Genomic DNA, 17,380 nt, shown 5'->3' on the forward strand with positions numbered 1-17,380 from the left:
GGAGATCCGCGACGACATCCACGAAGCGTTCCTCACTCTCGGATGCGCACTCATCTGCTGGCGACGCCTGAAGTCATTCCGATAGGAGTTCTTAGTCGCCTGAGGTGGCAATCTTGGCGTGCGTGAATACTCAGAAGGCGGAGACAGCAGTCTCCGCCTTCTTGGTTTCCCGAACATGTTAGAGCCTCTGTGACCCATCCTCATGCACTCGTGGTGAATAGTGGCGCTTAAACGGCTGGAATATTTTTATCCAGCCTCTATATCCCAGGAGCTCTAGGTGCAAATCCTTGGTGACCTGGCTTCGTTGGGAGCGATTCCTGGAGTTGGATGGGTGCTGCGGTGCATTATCCGCGACATCCTTGACCACAAGCACAAGCGTGAAACGCTTGCGCTGAAGCGGCAACTACTTCAGCGAATCCCTGACGAACAGGTGGCTTCTGTCCTCTCTGAGCTTGGTGCCGATCAGCGCCAAGTTTCGGAATAGATCGGACAGTTGCAATACCGGAGATCACCTGGGGAGGTAAAGAGCGCCCTGTGTTGCAGTCTCAAAACTGTATGTTGGTGCGATGGTTGAAGCTGATGGAGTCCGCGTGACCTTGGCTGCACAGCACCAGGCGCTCCTTGAGGCCCTGGCCGGCTCTCGGCCTGTCCCGGCTGGTCGCCTGCTTGGGTTGCCGGAACTGGACGCCGATGATGTATGGGTGGACACCGCTGGTGCAGCGGCACTGGTGCGCGTCAACCCCAAGACCATCACCGGCTGGCTGGCGCGTAGCGGGCCGAAGAGGCGACCGTTCCCGTCACCGCATCGGCTGCTGTATCGCCTGTACTGGAAGAGGAGCGACATCGAGGGGTGGCTCCGTGGCGGCAGTTCTGAGCAACGTAGTTGACCGGTCGATCTGGCACGCGAGTGGAATACGACAAGAAACACCTCATCTTGCCGTACCGCCACCCCTGTGCGGAAACGCGCATGGCCGGGCGCCCCTGACCTGGGCTTTCGCTCGCGGCAGCGATGGCTCGTCTGTCAGTGTCGGTCGCCGTTGGTCGGCCTCGGGCACCCTCGCACGGCCCAGAGGCGGCCCGGGAACGATCACTCGTCTTCGGTCTGTCACTCATCGAGCCGGACCCTCACCTGGTTGCGTGGGTCGAGCCAGTGGACGACGCCCGTGACGGTGGCCCCGAGAGCAGGCAACTTCATCCCGAGCGGCATGGCGGTGATCTCAGCCAGCCCCAAGGCATCGGGCACACCTTGTATACGTATGAAGATCCCGAACGGCTGACGGCTCACGACCTTTCCAGTGATCCGGGTCCCTACGGGCAGAGCATCGACGGTCGCCGCCCAGTTCCACAGGACCATGTCTCTGGCCGGCACTTCGGGGCCCGTAGGCGTCACGTACTCATCCATTGCCAGTTCATGACGCCCGGGGCGGGTCGGCGCTTAGAAGATGCGGGCACACCTCAGCTTGCCAGTCCAGCGGGGCTGCAGTGATTCCGTGACAGGCCGCTGGGTGTTGTCGTCGTCCGCACTCGTTGCCGTCAGCGGCTGCCGTCGCTGCCGTTGGCCCTTGATACGTGACCGCTGCTTTACAAGATCTTTCTGCTCGTTGTGTAGCCCACTCGATCAGGCCGCGCACGTCGCCTGAGGGTAGGCAGAAGTGCTCCGTGATACAGCCGTTGCCGCTGCCGTCATGGGACCGCCGACGCCGGGACTACGCATTACGAGTTGTGCGATCTCGATCTGAGGGCGTCCATGGGCGTCCACCCAGACCACCTCTTACGAGGTCGGCGGGTGTCCCGGGCAGAAAGACTGTCCGGCAGCCGTAGTGCCAGGTCAGAGGAGCCTTGGGTGTCCAGCGTGCGGGATTCGGGCTTCTGGAGTCCGATGGAAGGGTGAGGGTGAGGCGGCCTGAGCTAAGGCACTCGATCACACGGCGGCGGGCAGTGGAGCGACGGCGAGTCCGCACCGGTGGTAGGCGTGGTGACGGCGGACGTGGTGGAGCGCCATGGCTGACTCTGGCGGCGACACTGCCCGGCCTGGCCGCGCTGATCGCTCTGTTGTTCAACTGGGTCTCGGTGAGCCAGAACCGAACGGAACTGCAGATAGCCGAGCAGGCACAGTTCACCACCCGGTTCAACGAGGCGGTTACGCATCTAGGCTCGCCGTCGCCCGACGTGCGGTTCGGTGGCATTTACGCCTTGGAACGCATCATGCAGGATTCGCCACGCGATCAGCCACGGATTGTGGCGGTACTGTCGGCATATGTACGCACCCACGCCCGCATTTCGTCCGATGCTCTCCCGCGGCTGAAAGAACCCCCGCCACTGGCCCCCGACGTGGTGGCTGCGACAGAAGTGTTGGCCGACCGGCCGCCGGGTCAGGACGGCCATACACAGATCAATTGGAGGGAATCGAATCTGCGTGGTCTGCAACTGGAAAGCCGATACGCGCTGAAGAAAGAGTTCGGAGGTGACGCCTCGGCTCCCCCCTACCTTCCTTTCGCGCTCGCGTCCCTCATCGATGCGGATCTGCAGAAGGCCAAGCTTTTTGGCGTAGACCTCCATGGCGCGGATGCCTCGAATGCGAACCTGGCTGGCGCCACCCTCACGGAGGTGAAGCTCAGTCACGCAGACCTGAGCGGTGCAGATCTAACAGAAGTGACACTGAAGCAAGTGAGTCTGCGAAAGGCCTTTTTGTCATTCGCGACCCTGGTCGACGCTGAACTGCACGGAACAGACCTCGCCGGAGCATCTTTGGACGAGGCGAACCTGGCTGGCGCCCACCTGTACAGCGGGCCCGGCGTAAATTCGGGCCAACTTATTCCCACTAACCTGACCGATGCATCCTTGCTCAACGCGAACCTGACGCGTGCGGACCTGGAAGACGAAGAGAATGAACTCTCCGCGAACCTGCATGGGGCGCACCTGAATGGCGTAAAGCTCACCGACGCCGACCTCTCCGGCGTGGACCTGTCTGGTGCGGATCTGGGACAAGGTGAGGGGTACACCTTCGACCCCGCGAATCTGAGCGGCGCGGATCTTGAGAGTGCGAATCTGGCCGGCGCGAATCTCGGGGGTGCGAATCTAAAAGGTGCGAACCTTGTGTATGCGGATCTGACCGGCGCGAATCTTGGGGGTGCGAATCTGAAGGGTGCGAACCTCACAGGCGCGAACCTGAAAGGCGCAAACCTTGACAAGGCGGTCGGGCTTGTAAGATCTTCCTAGTGGTGGTTCCCTGAGGAAGTTTTTGAGGGCTCACAGGGTGAAAGTTCTCGCTGGTAGTTACCTAACCCGGGATGGTCAGCTGCCCCGTGGCCACGGGGAAGAGTAGTTGCAGATTCGGAATCGCGCCCCCCGTCTTCGATACGACCAATGAGCCGTCTATCAAGTGTGTAGAAAATCCCGTATTCTTTCCAAGTCTGTTGGCGACCCGCCAAGGGCCGTGCCGAGGCATTCACCTGCGTTCATGTCCGTCCGGGCGCTCATCACGAGCCGAGGGCTGGACCCGCCTGAACGGTCTTGGCCGTCGCTGAATGAGACGGAAACTGAAACGGTCTCTGTCGGCAGCGTGGCTGCATCAGAAAGGGGGATCGGTGTCGTAACCGTTCCACGGCTCGTACAGGTTGCTTGGAGACCTCACCTGGAGCGGGTCGGCCCCGGCCGAACGCAGTTAGAGACAGCCGCGCAAGCCGACCAGGCGCTTAGAAGGCGCTTCGTGGCTGCGTCCCGTCCTTCTCTTGACCTGCGACTCTTCCTCAGCTGAGTGGCTTGTCCGTCAAACTTCGACACGGATTCGACACGCAGTGTCCTGGTGGATCTGTACGGTGCGAACGACACACAAGCGAGGGACTAACTGTTGGGGGCAGGCATGACGGAATATCTGTCTGAGGTTGATCCGCGATGGGCTAAGCACTCTGGCGAAGAGGGGCACTACGGTGCCCCGGAATGGGGTCCGGAGGACTTGGAGCGCGCCGCAACGTTCTCGGCTGAACTCGCTCCGCAGGCCCGGCGGGTGTTCGAGTACCTGCTGCGCAACCCTGGCCGGAGGATCCACTGCACGGAGCTGGTGGACAAGGCCCTGGGTGGGCCGAACGAGAGTGATCCGGCGCGGCGCGTGGCAGGGGTGCTGTCCGGGATGAGCAAGGGACACAGCAACAGTGAGCGGCGGCTTCCGTTCTACTGGTGGGAGGCTCCTGAGGGGCGCGCCGGCGCCACGTACGCAGTCCGGCCCTCAGTGGCAGCCGTGTTCTTGGCCGCTCAACTCAGCGCTGCGTGATCTGCACAGCCACAACTGATCACGGGCGGCCGTGTCCTGTGGCCGCCTCCTCGACCAACGTCCTGACCTGCTGCTGTTCTGTCGGCAGCTGCCGGCGTCGGTCATCGTTGAGCGCTCTCCCACGACCCCAGGACGGCCCGGGAGGGCGCTCGTGTGTCTGTCGCGCCTGTGGCGTACCCCCTGGTGGACCGTGCGGCGACTACTCCGAAACGCGCAGGTGGCACACCTGCCCGGTGAACGCATGCACCTGTCCGGCTCATTCATTCGAGTCGTATCTCATGATTGAAGTACTTTCAGTCAATCCTGCGGTGCGTGATCAGCAACCTCAGGCGCGCCGCGATCGCGGCCGTACTCGTCGCCGTGCCCCTCGTGGCACCCACGCCGGCCCACGCCCACGGCCGGTCCATCCCGAGCTACACACTCCCGATGTCGACCGCGGTCCATGTCCTCCCCCTTGCGGCGGAAGTGCGGGACGGCTATCAGCGCACCAGCTTCAAGCACTGGAACGCGGGCCAGAACCCCACCGATGGATGCAATACGCGAGCGGAGGTGCTCATCTCCGAGGCTGTTGAACCGCCAGAGATCCTCCCGGGCTGCAAGCTCTCAGGGGGGCGATGGTGGTCGTACTACGACGCCAAGTGGCTGACCCCCGCGTCCGCCTTGGACGTCGACCACATGGTGCCCTTGGCCGAGGCCTGGGATTCCGGGGCATCGCAATGGACTGCCCAGCGTCGTGAGGCGTACGCCAACGACCTCGCCGTCCCAACCTCCCTGGTCGCTGTCTCCGCAGCCTCGAACCGCAGCAAGGCCGACCAGGACCCGACCGAGTGGTTGCCACCGGCCGTCGACGTCACCTGCCGCTACACCTCGGAGTGGATTGCAACCAAGCTGCGCTGGGGGCTCACCATCGACGCCGTCGAACTCGAAGCACTCACACAACTCGCGGAAGCGTGCCCCGGCAGCACTGTGACCTTCGAGCCTGCTCCGTAGCGTGGTGGCCTCGCCCGTGAACAGGGCGGGGCCACCCACCGGCCTGGCGCACGTCTGGCACGGGCGCCCATAAGTCACCGCACCGTAGGACCGGTGCTTAGAAGATGCGGGCAGGGCCTGGTGTGCCGGTCGGGCTGTCCTGCGCCGCCGTCATGCCTGGCTGCTGAGTGCCGCTGCCGTCCGCTGTCGTTGCCGTCAGCGTTGCCGTCAGTCAGCGAACCGCTCGTAGTAGCGGCCAACCAATGTGACGTCCACAGCGGTCTCCACCCCGTGCTGCCACTGTTCGGTTTCGTCCTATGCCCTCAGATTCGGCCCGTCGGGTGAGACGATGCAGGGCGTGACTGTGCTCAATGTCGCCCTACCCATGAGTGGACCTACTCGGACTCGCTTGCGGCCTCATCCGTGAAGGCTCGCGTTTAGCGGCCGTCAAGGGAACGTTGAACGCGACGCCTTAGCGTTTCTGGTTCATCGATCACCGATCAACGGCAGGGTGGGGTACGCATGTTGTTCCGTACACGAGGCAAGGGCAGGAATTCTTCCTTATCCGCCGGCGTGAATACGTCTCGGCGGCGGGGCGCGGTCGTAGCCGGGGTGCTCGCGAGTGTGTCCGTGGTGGCGCTGGGGACATCCACCGCGGCGTCGCAGTCGACGCAGGCGGCTGTGCCGACGGCTCCGGCTGCCGACTCGGCGCGTGAGCACTGGCAGCCGCCGACGCACCAGAACCAGGGCCCTGGGGCAGCCGGGACGGCGCAGGAGCAGCTCAACACCGACTATTTGATCAACGACGTGACGCCCGCGCAGTTCCGGGGCTCGTGGTACCAGTCCCACATCGAGGGGATCAACGTCACGTGGATGGCGCCCTCGGGGCGGGATGCGTACGACGGCTGGGACTGGATCGAGATCGTGAACCGCGACGGCAAGCGCGTCGCGTGGGACTGGGCCTGCGGCAACGCCCACTGCGCCGCGTACGGCTCGACCCTGATCGACGTGAGCCTCCAGCACGGCGCGGAGTTCAAGGCTCGCTACTGGAGCGACGGAGGCCGGGTCACCAAGGGCCATTTGCAGGCCGAGTTCGAATTCTGGGTCTGACGTGGAAGGCCGAGACGAGATGGTGCGAGGAGCCGAACACCGACCGCTGCGGCGGCGACTGATCAGTGCGACGGTCGTGGTTTCCGTGCTGGCGGGCACCCTCGGCGCGGGAAGTGCGGTCGCCCAGAACGGGCTGGAGGCCCGGCCGCAGACACAGCCCCAGCCTCAGCTGAGGGCGGTGGGAAGCGACGAGGAGTTCGCAAACCTCTACACGCACACGGTTCAGAACATCCGCAGCGCGATGCTGGGGGACGAGGCCGCCCGGCAGCCCGGGGTCGGCCGTCTGATCCGGAACCCCGACCCCAACGTCTTCCAGTCGATCAACATCGGCCGGTTCGCCGAGCGTGACACCGTCGACGGCGGCATGGTCCGAGGGCTCTTCCGCCGGTCCGACATGTATCTGCTGGGCTTCTACGTGCGTAATGGGAACCGCGAGACCGTCTACACGTTCGCCGAGGGCGGGCGCGACATGATCCCGGGAAACGTGTACCCGCAAGTCCGAAGGTCGCGCTTCCCCTTCCCCGTGACCTATCGCGACCTCCCCAGCATCCAAGTCGGCCGGGGCCTCATGAGGGATGCGGTACGCCTGCTGTTCGACCACGACCCCGGCACGAGCAACCACGGACTGCAGGACGGTGTCGAGAGGCTGGCCGTGGCCCTGGCCGAAGGGTCTCGGTTCCAGGTGATTCCCGGGCTGATCGCCCAGCACATCCGGGGCGGGCAGACCTGGACAGTAGGCGCCCACGAACAAGAGCTCCATGACTGGAGCGATCGGTCCACGATCGTCGTGAACGCGCACGCTGCCGACCCGAGCGGCACCTTCGGCTCCGTGTGGCAGCAGCAGCGCCGGTACACCTGGAACGGCGCCAACGTGCTGCTGACCGCGCTGGATCTGGCCCGCCGGATCTACCTGATCAAGCCGCCGCCGAAGCGCTGACCCACCGCCCGGTCACCGAGGGCTGCCGCCGCCGTGCTCCACCTTGTCCCCACCCTTCCGCATAGCCGCCCGACGTCGGCAGGGGTGCCCTACGGGTGAGCGTGTCCAAGGTGCGTCGCGTGTATCGCAGATAGTGCGCAGAAAGTGAGAGACAACGAGAAAGAGCGGGAGTCAGTGAGACTGACTCCCGCTCTTTCAAGTCGGCATTCGCGCTGGTCAGAGCTTGATTCTTGCTGACTGACTGGCGAGTGCCCCCGGCAGGATTCGAACCTGCGCACACGGCTCCGGAGGGCATGCCTACGGCACCCGAGAAACAGGCTCTGACCTGCGCCTTCTCCCTGGCCAACTCCGAGAGGGGCCGATCTCTATCGCATACCGTGCGCGCGGTGCTGTCGACAGGCAGCAGTCAGGCCGACGCGGTCGCCGCGTGTGCCGAGGGCGGGGGACGGGGCAGGCGTACCCCTCGCGCCGGTTGATCTAGGTCCACTAGCATGTACGGCCATATCTCAACGGTGGGGGGAGTACGTCTTGGTGCCAGTGAGCAATCGGGCCGAAGGTCCTGTTGAACGACTTCTTGAGCACGAAAGAACCATCCAGAGGCTGCGTCGTGAGCTCCGCTCAGCTCGCATATGGAGATTCCTTATCATCTCGACGTTTGCGTCCACCCCGGTTCTGTTGCTTGCTGCGGTACTGGCGAACGTATTCACTTGGGGACGCGTTGATCTTACGCGAGTGAATATCGCATGCGGTCCGGTAGTTTTGGCGCTTTTAATCGCTAGTTGGATACTTGGTACGAGCACCATCGATCACGTCAACTGGGAGGCTGAATACATAACAGGCAGGCGCATCGATCTAGAATTGGCGATCGAACGCAAGAGGCTTCACGCGGTTAACCTCGACCTTCCGACGGACACTCGGCGACACATTTACCGAGAGACCGTTCCCGTCGTCATTGAGAAGTACCGTGATGATCAGATGCACTATCGCCGGATCCATAACATATTCCAGAGCTTGATTATCGTTGGTTCCCTTGGAGCGTCAACCATTGCGGGATTGGCGGATACGCCCCCGCCCTATAAATGGGTCCTTGTTGGTGTCAATTTCGCGGTTGGTGCTTCTGCGGGGTTCACGGGATACTTCAAGTTCCGAGAACGGAGCTTCTACCTGCAGCAAACTGCGGATTCCATTGAGGAGGAGCTCGATAACTTCAACCTGAGGGTGGGTCGCTATAAGAACCAGGCAGACGATGATGCCGCGCTGGCGGATTTCACCGATCGTGTGGAGACCTTGAAGAGTGATCAGCGGAAACGGCAGCAACAGCTAGATCAGCCCACTGAGACACCCGAGGGTTAGTACCCTGCTGTTGGCCGGTTCGGACGCTGTTCAAGGCCTTAACCGCCCCGTGCTGCCCACTGTGTAGACGGGGCTGTATGGACTGGTCAAGCCGGGATGTCCTCTGAGGCATCTTGCTCGTCGGCCGTGCGGGTTATCTGGCTCAACAAAGCCTCACACTGCGCCAGCAACTGGTCATAAGTCATAACGCTTATGCCGTGCATCCTACTGTTGAGTCCGTGCAAAGCACGCAACTGCGCATCGTTCCATCCCTGAGACCGCCCAATTACGACAACGGCGCGCGGATGATAGGCAACGTATTCCGGGTGGTTCGGGTCAAATCCTTGCATCCCTACCCGGTGAAGGGTGTCGAGGTATCGGTGACACTGGCCGATGGCGCTGGCGGTATCCGAGGACCAGTACCAGTTCTTGTGAGTCTTATCGAAGATCAATACCTTCGCGTCAGGCCGCTTCAATTCAAAAATATCTCTCAATCCGTTGGCGGCCGACTTCATCATCACGTCGACCTGATCGCCCAGGCCAATTGCGCGCTGATCATCGCGAGCGACATATGCATTGCCGAACACCCAAGAATGGCACTCGCACCAATTCTGGTAGACATCTTCCCTCGTTTTTCCCTCATTCAAATTCTGCCTCAACTCCGTAACGGCAGATCTCAATTCGCCGATTCGGACACTCGCAGAGAATGCACGCGCGAGAGACTCGGGGTCGACATGTTGAGTTACCCTTCGAGCGAAGGCGCGATTATCGAGGGCGCCGCCGAGCGCGCGAGCCGCATCATCGCTCATGTCTACCTGAGCAGGCAAAGCGTCGGTCCGTAGAACCAGAAATTGGCCGTCTTCATCCTGCTCTGCCACGGAGAGGCACTGAGCTATATGCTTTTTCAGGGCGCGAAGTTCGTCCTCTTTGAGGGAGATCTCGCACGGCTCGCCACTCCGCTTATCCTCACGGATAATCTTCAGGGCAAGCTCCGACCGAGTCGAGTTATGAGGTATGAAGTACGGCAATGCCTTAATGCAGACCGCACGGTTATCCCTGAGGGTCAACGCGTCACAAAACGACACTTGCCCTGACGAAGCGGGGCGACGATCGAAGTAGGTCGGCTCATCCCAGTCCATGGGCATATTTTCACCGTCAACGTCTTGTTGCGCATGAGGTTCTCGAAAGTAGAGCATCTGTACGAATCCCCTGTGGTCAGTGTTCCCCCACTGCTTCGGCGCCCGACTCGACAGTCGCTCGTGGCAAGCTGGCTGGGAGTCGCGTCGTAGCAGCATGAGCTGGTGGGAGAGGGGATCCGGTGTCGCAGGCCAGTCCGCGGGGTACGTACTTGCAGGTCTCAGAGTCACTGCGTCAGCAGATCGAATCGGGTGACGCTGACACGCTTCCCTCGGAAGCTGCCCTCATGAGCGCGCATGGTGTCTCCCGCAACACCATCCGACGGGCGCTCAAGACGTTGGAAGCTGACGGTGTCGTTCAGCCTGCCCCCGGTGTCGGCTGGCGTGTGGTTCGGGATGGTGACCGACGCTCGCTCGGAGAACGGATGACCGACCTGATCGCAGAGGATTCGCTGTCAGTGGGTGACTCGTACCCGTCCGAGGCGAAGTTGTGTGATCGATTCGGGGTCTCCCGTACTGCCGTGCGTCGTGTGCTGGCCCAGATGGAAGGAAACGGCCTACTCGCCACTGTCCACGGCAAGGGGCGAACTGTGCGAGCTCTCCCGACGCCCACGGTCCGGCCGTAGTCTTGGCCGCCATGGGACTGACTGAGTGGGCGTACTCGCTCTCCGAATCGCTGCTGTCCGATCCGCTCCCGCGCCGGTGGGCGCACTCGCTGGGGGTCGCCAAGCGCGCTCGCTCCTTGGGCCCGATCATGGGTGACGATGCCGAGTTGCTGGAAGCTGCCGCGGTGCTGCATGACATCGGGTACTCGCCGGCCATCGCGACGACTGGCTTTCACCCCCTGGACGGTGCGCGGTTCCTCCGGGACCAGGAGCGGGCAGACGCGCGGGTCATCCGTCTTGTTGCTCACCACTCCTGCGCCCTGCTGGAAGCCGAGGAACGCGGGCTGAGGCAGGAGCTAGAGGGGGAGTTCGAGCTAGAGCGTCCGGACCTGGTCGACGCCCTGCTCTTCTGCGACATGACGACGACGCCCGACGGAACGCAGACCACACCGGCCGAGCGGCTGGACGAGATCGTGCAGCGGTACGGCCCGGACACGATCGTCGGGCGGTTCATCCAGCGCGCAGCACCCGAGATCCACGCGGCGGCGAAGCGTGTTGACGGTCGGTTGGCGCAGGTCTCTGCTGACAGTCAGCCGATGTAGGGCTCTCGCCGCGTGTCGTCGAGACCGTGGCGGATGCGCAGCATCATCGACGGGTGAATGTCCAGCCCGTCAAGGTCCGTTGGGTCGACCCAGCGGACCTCCTTTGACTCGCTGCTCGTACGCAGGGAGCCGCCGACGGGGTGGGCTCGGAAGCAGATGGAGAACTGCTGCCGGACCTCTCCGTCGTCGTACGCCAGCACGTGTTCAGGGTCGGTGTAGAGCCCCACGATGCTGTCTACTTCAACGTCGATGCCGGTCTCTTCCGCGACCTCACGGACGGCCGTCTCACCGATGCGTTCGCCGATGTCGTGGCCACCGCCCGGCAGTGCCCACAGATCGTTGTCCGTCTTGTGAATAAGCAACAACCGCCCCGCGTCGTCCCGGACAACCGCGGTGACCGAGGGCACAACCGAGTTGGCCTGGGGGGCGTTCGGGTCGCGGAAGTAGTCGATGCGGCTCATCAGGCAGTGCCTTCCCAATCGGCAGGTGAAGAGATCGGGCGGGCCGATTCCCAGACCTTCTCCACGCTCTCAGCGTAGGCGTCGAATAGTTCACCGCCCGGCACGCGTCGCAGGTGGAGCACGGGCGCCATGTAGGCGCCGACGCCGTAGAGGTGCCCGTTTGCCAGCATCTCGTCATCGGCCCGGTAGATGGAGTTGTAGAGGGTCGTACCGTGCAACCGGAACTCCACCCCCGGTAGGCCGAAGAGCGGGCCGTAGTTGATGAGGGCGTTCCGAATCTTGCCCGCCATCGCGGCACCGATCCCTTCGTCCTCGCCGCGTACCGCCACGGCCGGCGACGTGGGCTCTCCGAGGATGAAGCGGATGGGTACCCCGTCGGCTGACTTCTCTTTCACGATGCGGTGGAACGACGCATCTTCCGTGAGCCAGAACCCGGAGTACACCAACAGGTCAAACTGGCGGGTCGCCTTGGAGTACAGGTTGGTCCAGAGGGTCTGCATCACGACGGACCGATGCGGATAGAGCCTTACCAACTCCGCGTTGCCCGCGGCCGCGACCTCAGCTGACGTGCGCTCGTCCGGCCACAGGTACGACACCTCGCACCTCAACAGCGATGCTGTTGCGAACTGGAAGCGGCGGTATGGCTTGCGCTCAGGTTCGTTGATCCATCGCTCGACAGTCTTGGCCGCGACCCCGAGTCGTTCGGCGACCTCATCGAGCGTCAGGCCCAAGTCCACTATCGCGCCGCGCAGTCGCTCGTTCGCCATGCCAACCTCCGGCTTCCTGGGACGACTTGGTTCGACTTCACGGTAGCTAAGGACGACCTGAGTCGCGCAACCGCGAAGTCGAACGTCGTCGCTGCCGACGCCAGTCTGTAGGTACATCGAGCGCGAGGGACTCGCAGACCTCCGACAGCCGAAGGGCTTGACGAGGCGAACCTCTCTCTGCAAGATGAGGAACACGTAATACATGTTCCTCTCGTTGGATCGCGTCAGCGACCCGAACGAGCGCACGACCAGGAGCCCCGCATCGGACGGGGGGAGGCGACCCGGCGCCTTGGCATTAACCGGAGGGCTTAGACCGCAAGGTCACGTCTCCATACGCCTACTTCGAGGCCGGACAGCTCTACCTGACACGGGAGCGCGGTCGCGATGAAGGAGACAACGCACCACCTCACCTAACCGCCGCGCTCGCGCGGCGGCCGGTTGCCTCCGCTGCTCGTCTCGTACGAGCAGCGCTGAGGGGAGCCGGGATCGTCTCGCACATCTGACCCCACCGCTCCGCACTGCGAGGCGGTCGCCTCTCGCCCAGGACCGCGACCGCCTCGGCTTCAAGTCCCTCGACACCAGGAGAAAATCCGTGAATCAGCGCGACCTCGACAACATCGCCCACCGCATCGGTTCGGCCGCCATGGAGTTCGCCCCCGGTCACCGGCCGAACGCCGCTCAGGTGGCCGACGCCGCTTCGATCCTCCACGGCATGCTTCAGACGGCCGAGACCTACGGCGTGACCTTCGCGGACTTCGACGCCGTTGCCCACTTCGCCCGGCTGGCCATTCAGCTCGTCCAGTCCCGCGACGAGCGCCGGTGACCGCCGTGAACGCTGCCACCTTCGCCGCCGTGTTCATCGCCCTGTACGTCGCGCACAGCGTGGGCGACCACTGGGTGCAGAGCTCCCACCAGGCCGCGCACAAGGGTCGCCCCGGCTGGGTCGGCTGCCTCGCCGACGCCCGGCACGTCGCCACCCTGACCGCCACCAAGCTGGTGGTCCTGCTGCCAGTCGTCTGGCTGCTAGACCTGCGCCTGTCGGTGTTCGGCATCCTCGCCGGGCTCGGCATCGACGCGGTTACGCACTGGTGGGCGGACCGTCGCAGCACGCTGGCGTGGCTGGCCAAGGTGACCGGCAAGGGCGAGTTCTACCGGCTCGGCACCCCGCGCGCCGGCCGCGACGACAACCCGCACATCGGTACCGGCGCCTACGCGCTTGACCAGTCCTTCCATCACCTGTGGCTGCTGGTCGCTGCGCTCATCATCGTCACGGTCTGACCCTCGCCGCTCCCCGCACCACCCCGCCCGCGTCTGCGGTGCGGCTCTCGCCTTCCGGGGCGGTCGCCTCTCGCCAAAGACAGCGATCGCCGCGGCGTCCCTTCGATGTCAGGAGAACTGTCATGCGTACGTACGTCGGCCGCCAACAGGCCCTTTCTACCGCGGACTTCGCGGAACTGGCGCTCGGTACCCCGGTTGAGCTGTGGCTCGGGGTGGAGGGCGAGACAGACGAAGAGCGCGCGGCCCGCGAGGACGCGGCGCGCGACATCCTCGCCGACAACCCGGACCTTCCTGACGACCTGGTCCGCATCGCCGCGCGGGTCATCGAGGAGAACCCGGACCTGTTCGACGTCGTCCCTCTGGTCCGCCCGGCCCGCCGGCGCACGGCGCGTAAGGGGGTTGCGGCATGACCACCATGACTCCCGCCCCCGAGGTGCTGGCCGACCACACCGGCGCGCCGCGTCCGTGGCTGAACATGCCGCTGACCTACGACCAGGCGCGGTTGGGCATGGCCTTCCACGAGGCCGGACACGCCGTGCTGTCGATGGCCTACGGCATGCACGTCATCACCTCCGAGGTCATCGCCTGGGAGCCGCAGCCCGACGTGTGGGCGGTCACCGGCAGCACCAGCCACCGGGCGTACTTCACCCCGCCGTGGCACTACGCCGCACAGTGCGCGGCCGGAGAACTCGCCCACGTCACCTACCTGATGGTGTACGGGCTGTGGACGCCGGAGCGGGCCGCCGCGTGCGCCGCCGACCACGACCGTGAGCTGGCTATCGACGTGCTCGCTCAGTACGGCTACCGCCTCGGTCGCGACCACGTTCCCGCTGATGGCAAGTCGTGGGGCATGGTGCGCGGCATCGCTCGCCGCAAGATCTCCCACCTGTGGCGGGAGATCCGCACCGTGGCGCACGCCATGAATGAGAACACGGTGCTCACCGGTGACGAGATCGCCGACCTGACGGGCCTGGTCAACACCCCGCTGATGGCGGGTGCGGCATGAGTGAGCTGCTGTTTGCCGCTGCGGCCGGCGTGCCGATGGCGGCCGGATGGTCCCTGCACGCGCTGCGCCTGCACCGGCGTGTCGAGGCTGCCCGTCGTGACCCGCTGACGGGCCTGTTGACCCGCGATGCGTTCGCCGAGCGTGCCATGAAGGTGCTGGCGGCCGGTCGCAGCGCGGTCTACGTCATCGACCTCAACAAGTTCAAGGAGATCAACGACACCCACGGGCACGCGGCCGGAGACGCCATCATCGCGGCCACTGGCCGACGGCTGACCGAGTGGGCAGCCATCAACGACGCCACGGTGGTCCGCCTTGGGGGCGACGAATTCGCAGCCGTTGCCCGCGTGCTGAGCCGCGCGGATCTGTCCTGGACGCTCAGCGAGCTGACCCGCGCCATCGAAGAGCCGGTGACCGTCGACGGTCACACGCTCGCCGTAGGCGCCTCCATCGGTGCCGTCGGCTACGACCCCCGCACGGACGACGTGGACTTGTCCACGTTGCTGCGCCTGGCCGATGAGCAGATGTACGCGGCCAAGCGCTCCGGTGCCGACTGGCTGACCGCCCTGGACCTCACCCCGCAGGCAGGGACGGTCAACAACCGTCGCGCCGGTCGCCCCGGCACGTCCGGTGGAGCGGAGGCCGCAGCATGACCACCACCCCTCCCACCCCTCAGACGCCCGCATCCGGGGTGCCGCCGCTGACCCGCCCGGAGCTGGGACTTGCCGGAGTCGGCGCGTTCGCTGCCGCCGCGGTCGGCGCGCTGGGTCTGATCTCCTCCTTCGACGCGGTGTCCGCCGCCGCGCTGAGCTGGGGTTTCCACTCACCGTGGATGCTGCCGGTCGGTATCGACGTGGCCATCCCGGTGTTCACCGTCGCCAATCTGCTGCTGATCCGCATGGATATGGCGCTCGGGTGGGTGCGGTTCGTGCCCTGGGCGCTGACGCTGATCACGTGCGGGCTGAACATCGCGGCCGGACACTCCCTGTCGGCCAAGGTCGCGCACGGCACGATGCCGCTGCTGTGGGTGGTGTTTTCCGAGATCGGCGCGCACATCTACGCCGTGCGGATCGGCGCGGCCACCGGTCGCCGGATGGAGAAGATCCGGTTCTCTCGTTGGCTGCTCGCCTTCCCCTCCACCTTCGCGCTGTGGCGTCGCATGACGCTGTGGGAGGTCACCTCCTACAGCGAGGCGCTGGCGCGGGAGAAGGAACGGCAGTTGGCCCGTGCGGACCTGCGCGAGCAGTACGGCCGTAAGTGGCGGTCCAAGACCCCGCGGCGCGAGCGCGTGATGCTGCGCATGGGCGACCTCGCCCCCGTCACCGAAGAGGCCACCCCCGCGCTGCCCCCGGCGGACACGCCGGCGCCCCCGGCCGCCCCCAAGCCGCGCCCCCGACGGCAGCCCGCCACGAAGGCCAAGGCGAAGGCACAGCGCTCCTTCGAGGAGCTGCTGACCGAGGCACGCACGCTCACCGTCGAGTGGACCGAGGCGGAGCTGACCGCGGACCGCATCCGCACCGCGGTGCACTGTTCGGCAACCAACGCCCGTGCGCTGCGAGATGCGTTGAAGACCGAGCGCGCCGACGGCCGTCCGCTGCACTCCGTGGACGACGCGGAGGGCGACGAGTCCGAGGCTGAGGCCGCCTGATGCCCGCGGCATTCAGCAAGTGCTACGACCCTTCCGGAAGCCAGTACGGCATCCCTACCTACCCGTGGCGCTACGCCCCCGACGGGCTCGCCACGCGCCGCCAACTGCGCGCCCGTGGCTTACGTCCGGGCGGTCAGCCCATCGCGGCTCAGGTGCTACGCCCGCGCTACCGGCGCGGCCCGCTGGTCGCCTACCTCTATCGCCTCGACCGCGCCAAGCCCGTGCGGCCGATGACGCCCGGCAAGCGGGCCGCGCTCGCCAAGGCGATGCGCGCCCGCCGCACCTGCCCGCAGTGCCGCACCGACGCGGGATACGTCATCCCGACCTCGATCGGCCTGTGCGTGCCCTGCGCCTTCCCCGACACCTCCATTCCCGCTCCCGTCCACGACACCCCGAGGAGGGGCTGACCATGGCCAAGCCCAACACCAGCCGCCTGGACCGCGAGATCCGGCAGACGGAACGCAAGCTCGAAGCGGTCCGCAAGGAAGAGATGTGGCCGCTCACCGGCCAGGAGCGGCGCGCGGTGATGCGGGCCCTCGCCGGCGGCTCGTACAAGGTCGCCCGAGGCAAGAGCGGCAGCCGCGCGGAACGGAAGCTGGAGACGCTGTGGCAGTCGGCGCTGACCCGGCTCACCGCGGAGCTGACCGCGCTGCAGAACGAGCGGCAGCGGATCGTGAACGAGGCCGCCGCCGCGAAGGCCGCCAAGAAGTCGTCGGGTTGGTGGTGACCATGGCCGCCCGCGAGACGCCTCCCGGCGCGTGCCCGCAGTGCTGGCAGCACGCCTACGACAAGAGCATCCACCGCAAGCTCAAGCCCGGCGAGGACTGCCAGCCGTGCCTGGACCACATGCACAACGGCCACCCGTACCTCGTGCCCAAGAAGAAGTCGAGCTGATGGTGAACCTGAAATGGATCACCCGACTCTTCCGCGGCTCGGGCGACTCGCTCGGTCGGCCGCTGCCCGCCGACTCCGCGCGGGTCGTCTGCCTGTCCGGCAGCCGGTTCGGCGCGCACAGCGTGATCCCGGCGTCCTACGCCCGCTTCGCGGTCAGCCGACGCCGGTCCTGGGGCCACGACGTCCGCGCCTATCCGACCACCGGCCGCGACGGCACCGAGTTCACGGTCGTCTACACCCGCGTTGCCTACGCCGACGACCCCGGCCTTGAAGTCCTGGTCACGGTCTTCGAGTTCCCCGCCGGCAGGGCACTCCCGCCCGGCATGTAACCCCGCGGGTCCGGCCGCTCACCTCCTACAGCGTCGGCC

At 65.1% G+C, this 17,380-nt stretch carries 23 protein-coding genes and 1 pseudogene; 19 read left to right on the forward strand and 5 right to left on the reverse strand.

The features are described from left to right. Window positions 1-566 precede the first annotated feature (566 nt). A complete protein-coding gene (locus tag ACIRU3_RS29315; protein WP_404062267.1) occupies window positions 567-887 on the forward strand; it encodes a hypothetical protein in 321 nt (106 codons plus the stop codon). 218 nt (window positions 888-1,105) lie between these two features. Here ACIRU3_RS29315 and ACIRU3_RS29320 read toward each other — a convergent pair whose 3' ends face one another. Beyond that, window positions 1,106-1,402 carry a hypothetical protein gene (locus tag ACIRU3_RS29320; RefSeq protein WP_404062270.1) on the reverse strand — a complete coding sequence of 99 codons (297 nt, stop codon included), beginning with the start codon at window positions 1,400-1,402 and terminating at the stop codon, window positions 1,106-1,108. Window positions 1,403-1,938: 536 nt separating this feature from the next. Here ACIRU3_RS29320 and ACIRU3_RS29325 point away from each other — a divergent pair. From ACIRU3_RS29325 to ACIRU3_RS29335, 3 genes are all read left to right on the forward strand, one after another. Continuing rightward, window positions 1,939-3,219, forward strand: coding sequence for a pentapeptide repeat-containing protein (locus ACIRU3_RS29325; protein ID WP_404062272.1), 1,281 nt, complete (start codon window positions 1,939-1,941; stop codon window positions 3,217-3,219). Between the two features lie 643 nt (window positions 3,220-3,862). Next, window positions 3,863-4,270: a DUF6416 domain-containing protein gene (locus ACIRU3_RS29330; RefSeq protein ID WP_404062276.1), complete on the forward strand. Its 408-nt coding sequence runs from the start codon at window positions 3,863-3,865 to the stop codon at window positions 4,268-4,270. Between the two features lie 312 nt (window positions 4,271-4,582). Next, complete coding sequence (locus ACIRU3_RS29335; RefSeq protein ID WP_404062278.1) at window positions 4,583-5,260, forward strand: HNH endonuclease family protein; 678 nt, start codon at window positions 4,583-4,585, stop codon at window positions 5,258-5,260. A gap of 210 nt (window positions 5,261-5,470) precedes the next feature. Here the strand turns inward: ACIRU3_RS29335 and ACIRU3_RS29340 are convergent. Beyond that, window positions 5,471-5,545, reverse strand: a pseudogene (locus tag ACIRU3_RS29340) (phosphate transport system regulatory protein PhoU); the annotation flags it as partial. 267 nt (window positions 5,546-5,812) lie between these two features. Between ACIRU3_RS29340 and ACIRU3_RS29345 the strand changes: the two are divergent. From ACIRU3_RS29345 to ACIRU3_RS29355, 3 genes are all read left to right on the forward strand, one after another. Next, on the forward strand, window positions 5,813-6,349 hold the full coding sequence (locus ACIRU3_RS29345) for a hypothetical protein (RefSeq protein WP_404062280.1): 537 nt from the start codon (window positions 5,813-5,815) through the stop codon (window positions 6,347-6,349). Between the two features lie 19 nt (window positions 6,350-6,368). Next, complete coding sequence (locus ACIRU3_RS29350) at window positions 6,369-7,286, forward strand: ribosome-inactivating family protein (protein WP_404062282.1); 918 nt, start codon at window positions 6,369-6,371, stop codon at window positions 7,284-7,286. 732 nt (window positions 7,287-8,018) lie between these two features. Beyond that, window positions 8,019-8,639, forward strand: a complete 621-nt coding sequence (locus tag ACIRU3_RS29355; protein ID WP_404062284.1) for a DUF4231 domain-containing protein — start codon at window positions 8,019-8,021, stop codon at window positions 8,637-8,639. 86 nt (window positions 8,640-8,725) lie between these two features. On the opposite strand, the gene ACIRU3_RS29360 is transcribed toward ACIRU3_RS29355, so the two are convergent. Next, window positions 8,726-9,814, reverse strand: coding sequence for a Shedu anti-phage system protein SduA domain-containing protein (locus ACIRU3_RS29360; RefSeq protein WP_404062286.1), 1,089 nt, complete (start codon window positions 9,812-9,814; stop codon window positions 8,726-8,728). Between the two features lie 122 nt (window positions 9,815-9,936). Here ACIRU3_RS29360 and ACIRU3_RS29365 point away from each other — a divergent pair, with 122 nt between their 5' ends. Together ACIRU3_RS29365 and ACIRU3_RS29370 are read left to right on the forward strand one after the other, a co-directional pair. After that, window positions 9,937-10,380 carry a GntR family transcriptional regulator gene (locus ACIRU3_RS29365; protein WP_404062288.1) on the forward strand — a complete coding sequence of 148 codons (444 nt, stop codon included), beginning with the start codon at window positions 9,937-9,939 and terminating at the stop codon, window positions 10,378-10,380. Between the two features lie 11 nt (window positions 10,381-10,391). Beyond that, the gene (locus ACIRU3_RS29370) at window positions 10,392-10,961 is read left to right on the forward strand and encodes an HD domain-containing protein (RefSeq protein ID WP_404062291.1); all 570 of its coding nucleotides are present in this window, start codon (window positions 10,392-10,394) and stop codon (window positions 10,959-10,961) included. On the opposite strand, the gene ACIRU3_RS29375 is transcribed toward ACIRU3_RS29370, so the two are convergent. Further along, on the reverse strand, window positions 10,949-11,422 hold the full coding sequence (locus tag ACIRU3_RS29375) for an NUDIX domain-containing protein (protein ID WP_404062294.1): 474 nt from the start codon (window positions 11,420-11,422) through the stop codon (window positions 10,949-10,951). The genes ACIRU3_RS29370 and ACIRU3_RS29375 overlap by 13 nt on opposite strands. Then, window positions 11,422-12,189, reverse strand: coding sequence for a helix-turn-helix domain-containing protein (locus ACIRU3_RS29380; RefSeq protein WP_388072303.1), 768 nt, complete (start codon window positions 12,187-12,189; stop codon window positions 11,422-11,424). Before ACIRU3_RS29380 ends, ACIRU3_RS29375 begins: the two co-directional genes overlap by 1 nt. Before the next feature lie 592 nt (window positions 12,190-12,781). Here ACIRU3_RS29380 and ACIRU3_RS29385 point away from each other — a divergent pair. The 10 genes from ACIRU3_RS29385 (at window position 12,782) to ACIRU3_RS29430 (ending at window position 17,341) form a co-directional block, all read left to right on the forward strand. Next, window positions 12,782-13,012, forward strand: a complete 231-nt coding sequence (locus ACIRU3_RS29385) for a hypothetical protein (RefSeq protein ID WP_404062297.1) — start codon at window positions 12,782-12,784, stop codon at window positions 13,010-13,012. A 5-nt stretch (window positions 13,013-13,017) separates the two neighbouring features. Beyond that, a complete protein-coding gene (locus ACIRU3_RS29390) occupies window positions 13,018-13,467 on the forward strand; it encodes a DUF3307 domain-containing protein (protein ID WP_404062300.1) in 450 nt (149 codons plus the stop codon). Between the two features lie 122 nt (window positions 13,468-13,589). Beyond that, window positions 13,590-13,877, forward strand: coding sequence for a hypothetical protein (locus ACIRU3_RS29395; protein WP_404062303.1), 288 nt, complete (start codon window positions 13,590-13,592; stop codon window positions 13,875-13,877). Continuing rightward, window positions 13,874-14,473, forward strand: a complete 600-nt coding sequence (locus tag ACIRU3_RS29400; protein WP_404062305.1) for a hypothetical protein — start codon at window positions 13,874-13,876, stop codon at window positions 14,471-14,473. Before ACIRU3_RS29395 ends, ACIRU3_RS29400 begins: the two co-directional genes overlap by 4 nt. Continuing rightward, a complete protein-coding gene (locus ACIRU3_RS29405) occupies window positions 14,470-15,123 on the forward strand; it encodes a GGDEF domain-containing protein (protein WP_404062308.1) in 654 nt (217 codons plus the stop codon). Before ACIRU3_RS29400 ends, ACIRU3_RS29405 begins: the two co-directional genes overlap by 4 nt. Further along, entirely contained in the window at window positions 15,120-16,118 is a 999-nt protein-coding gene (locus ACIRU3_RS29410) for a DUF2637 domain-containing protein (RefSeq protein ID WP_404062310.1), read from the forward strand. Before ACIRU3_RS29405 ends, ACIRU3_RS29410 begins: the two co-directional genes overlap by 4 nt. Further along, a complete protein-coding gene (locus ACIRU3_RS29415; RefSeq protein ID WP_404062313.1) occupies window positions 16,118-16,525 on the forward strand; it encodes an RRQRL motif-containing zinc-binding protein in 408 nt (135 codons plus the stop codon). The genes ACIRU3_RS29410 and ACIRU3_RS29415 overlap by 1 nt, the downstream gene beginning before the upstream one ends. A 2-nt stretch (window positions 16,526-16,527) precedes the next feature. Continuing rightward, window positions 16,528-16,845: a hypothetical protein gene (locus ACIRU3_RS29420; protein WP_404062316.1), complete on the forward strand. Its 318-nt coding sequence runs from the start codon at window positions 16,528-16,530 to the stop codon at window positions 16,843-16,845. A gap of 2 nt (window positions 16,846-16,847) precedes the next feature. Continuing rightward, complete coding sequence (locus tag ACIRU3_RS29425; protein ID WP_404062647.1) at window positions 16,848-17,012, forward strand: pRL2-8; 165 nt, start codon at window positions 16,848-16,850, stop codon at window positions 17,010-17,012. After that, window positions 17,012-17,341 (forward strand): hypothetical protein, encoded by a 330-nt coding sequence (locus tag ACIRU3_RS29430; RefSeq protein WP_404062319.1) that lies wholly within the window; start codon window positions 17,012-17,014, stop codon window positions 17,339-17,341. Before ACIRU3_RS29425 ends, ACIRU3_RS29430 begins: the two co-directional genes overlap by 1 nt. Window positions 17,342-17,380: the final 39 nt, after the last annotated feature.

Source organism: Streptomyces sp. NPDC101151 (genome assembly GCF_044768335.1).
Classification (GTDB): Bacteria; Actinomycetota; Actinomycetes; order Streptomycetales; family Streptomycetaceae; genus Streptomyces.

Coding starts and splice junctions, on each gene's coding strand:
- ACIRU3_RS29395 (WP_404062303.1), top strand. CDS start 13,590: ATGCGTACGTACGTCGGCCGCCAACAGGCCCTTTCTACCGCGGACTTC.
- ACIRU3_RS29350 (WP_404062282.1), top strand. CDS start 6,369: ATGGTGCGAGGAGCCGAACACCGACCGCTGCGGCGGCGACTGATCAGT.
- ACIRU3_RS29330 (WP_404062276.1), top strand. CDS start 3,863: ATGACGGAATATCTGTCTGAGGTTGATCCGCGATGGGCTAAGCACTCT.
- ACIRU3_RS29360 (WP_404062286.1), bottom strand. CDS start 9,814: ATGCTCTACTTTCGAGAACCTCATGCGCAACAAGACGTTGACGGTGAA.
- ACIRU3_RS29425 (WP_404062647.1), top strand. CDS start 16,848: ATGGCCGCCCGCGAGACGCCTCCCGGCGCGTGCCCGCAGTGCTGGCAG.
- ACIRU3_RS29405 (WP_404062308.1), top strand. CDS start 14,470: ATGAGTGAGCTGCTGTTTGCCGCTGCGGCCGGCGTGCCGATGGCGGCC.
- ACIRU3_RS29415 (WP_404062313.1), top strand. CDS start 16,118: ATGCCCGCGGCATTCAGCAAGTGCTACGACCCTTCCGGAAGCCAGTAC.
- ACIRU3_RS29400 (WP_404062305.1), top strand. CDS start 13,874: ATGACCACCATGACTCCCGCCCCCGAGGTGCTGGCCGACCACACCGGC.
- ACIRU3_RS29420 (WP_404062316.1), top strand. CDS start 16,528: ATGGCCAAGCCCAACACCAGCCGCCTGGACCGCGAGATCCGGCAGACG.
- ACIRU3_RS29320 (WP_404062270.1), bottom strand. CDS start 1,402: ATGGATGAGTACGTGACGCCTACGGGCCCCGAAGTGCCGGCCAGAGAC.
- ACIRU3_RS29380 (WP_388072303.1), bottom strand. CDS start 12,189: ATGGCGAACGAGCGACTGCGCGGCGCGATAGTGGACTTGGGCCTGACG.
- ACIRU3_RS29430 (WP_404062319.1), top strand. CDS start 17,012: ATGGTGAACCTGAAATGGATCACCCGACTCTTCCGCGGCTCGGGCGAC.
- ACIRU3_RS29375 (WP_404062294.1), bottom strand. CDS start 11,422: ATGAGCCGCATCGACTACTTCCGCGACCCGAACGCCCCCCAGGCCAAC.
- ACIRU3_RS29315 (WP_404062267.1), top strand. CDS start 567: ATGGTTGAAGCTGATGGAGTCCGCGTGACCTTGGCTGCACAGCACCAG.
- ACIRU3_RS29370 (WP_404062291.1), top strand. CDS start 10,392: ATGGGACTGACTGAGTGGGCGTACTCGCTCTCCGAATCGCTGCTGTCC.
- ACIRU3_RS29410 (WP_404062310.1), top strand. CDS start 15,120: ATGACCACCACCCCTCCCACCCCTCAGACGCCCGCATCCGGGGTGCCG.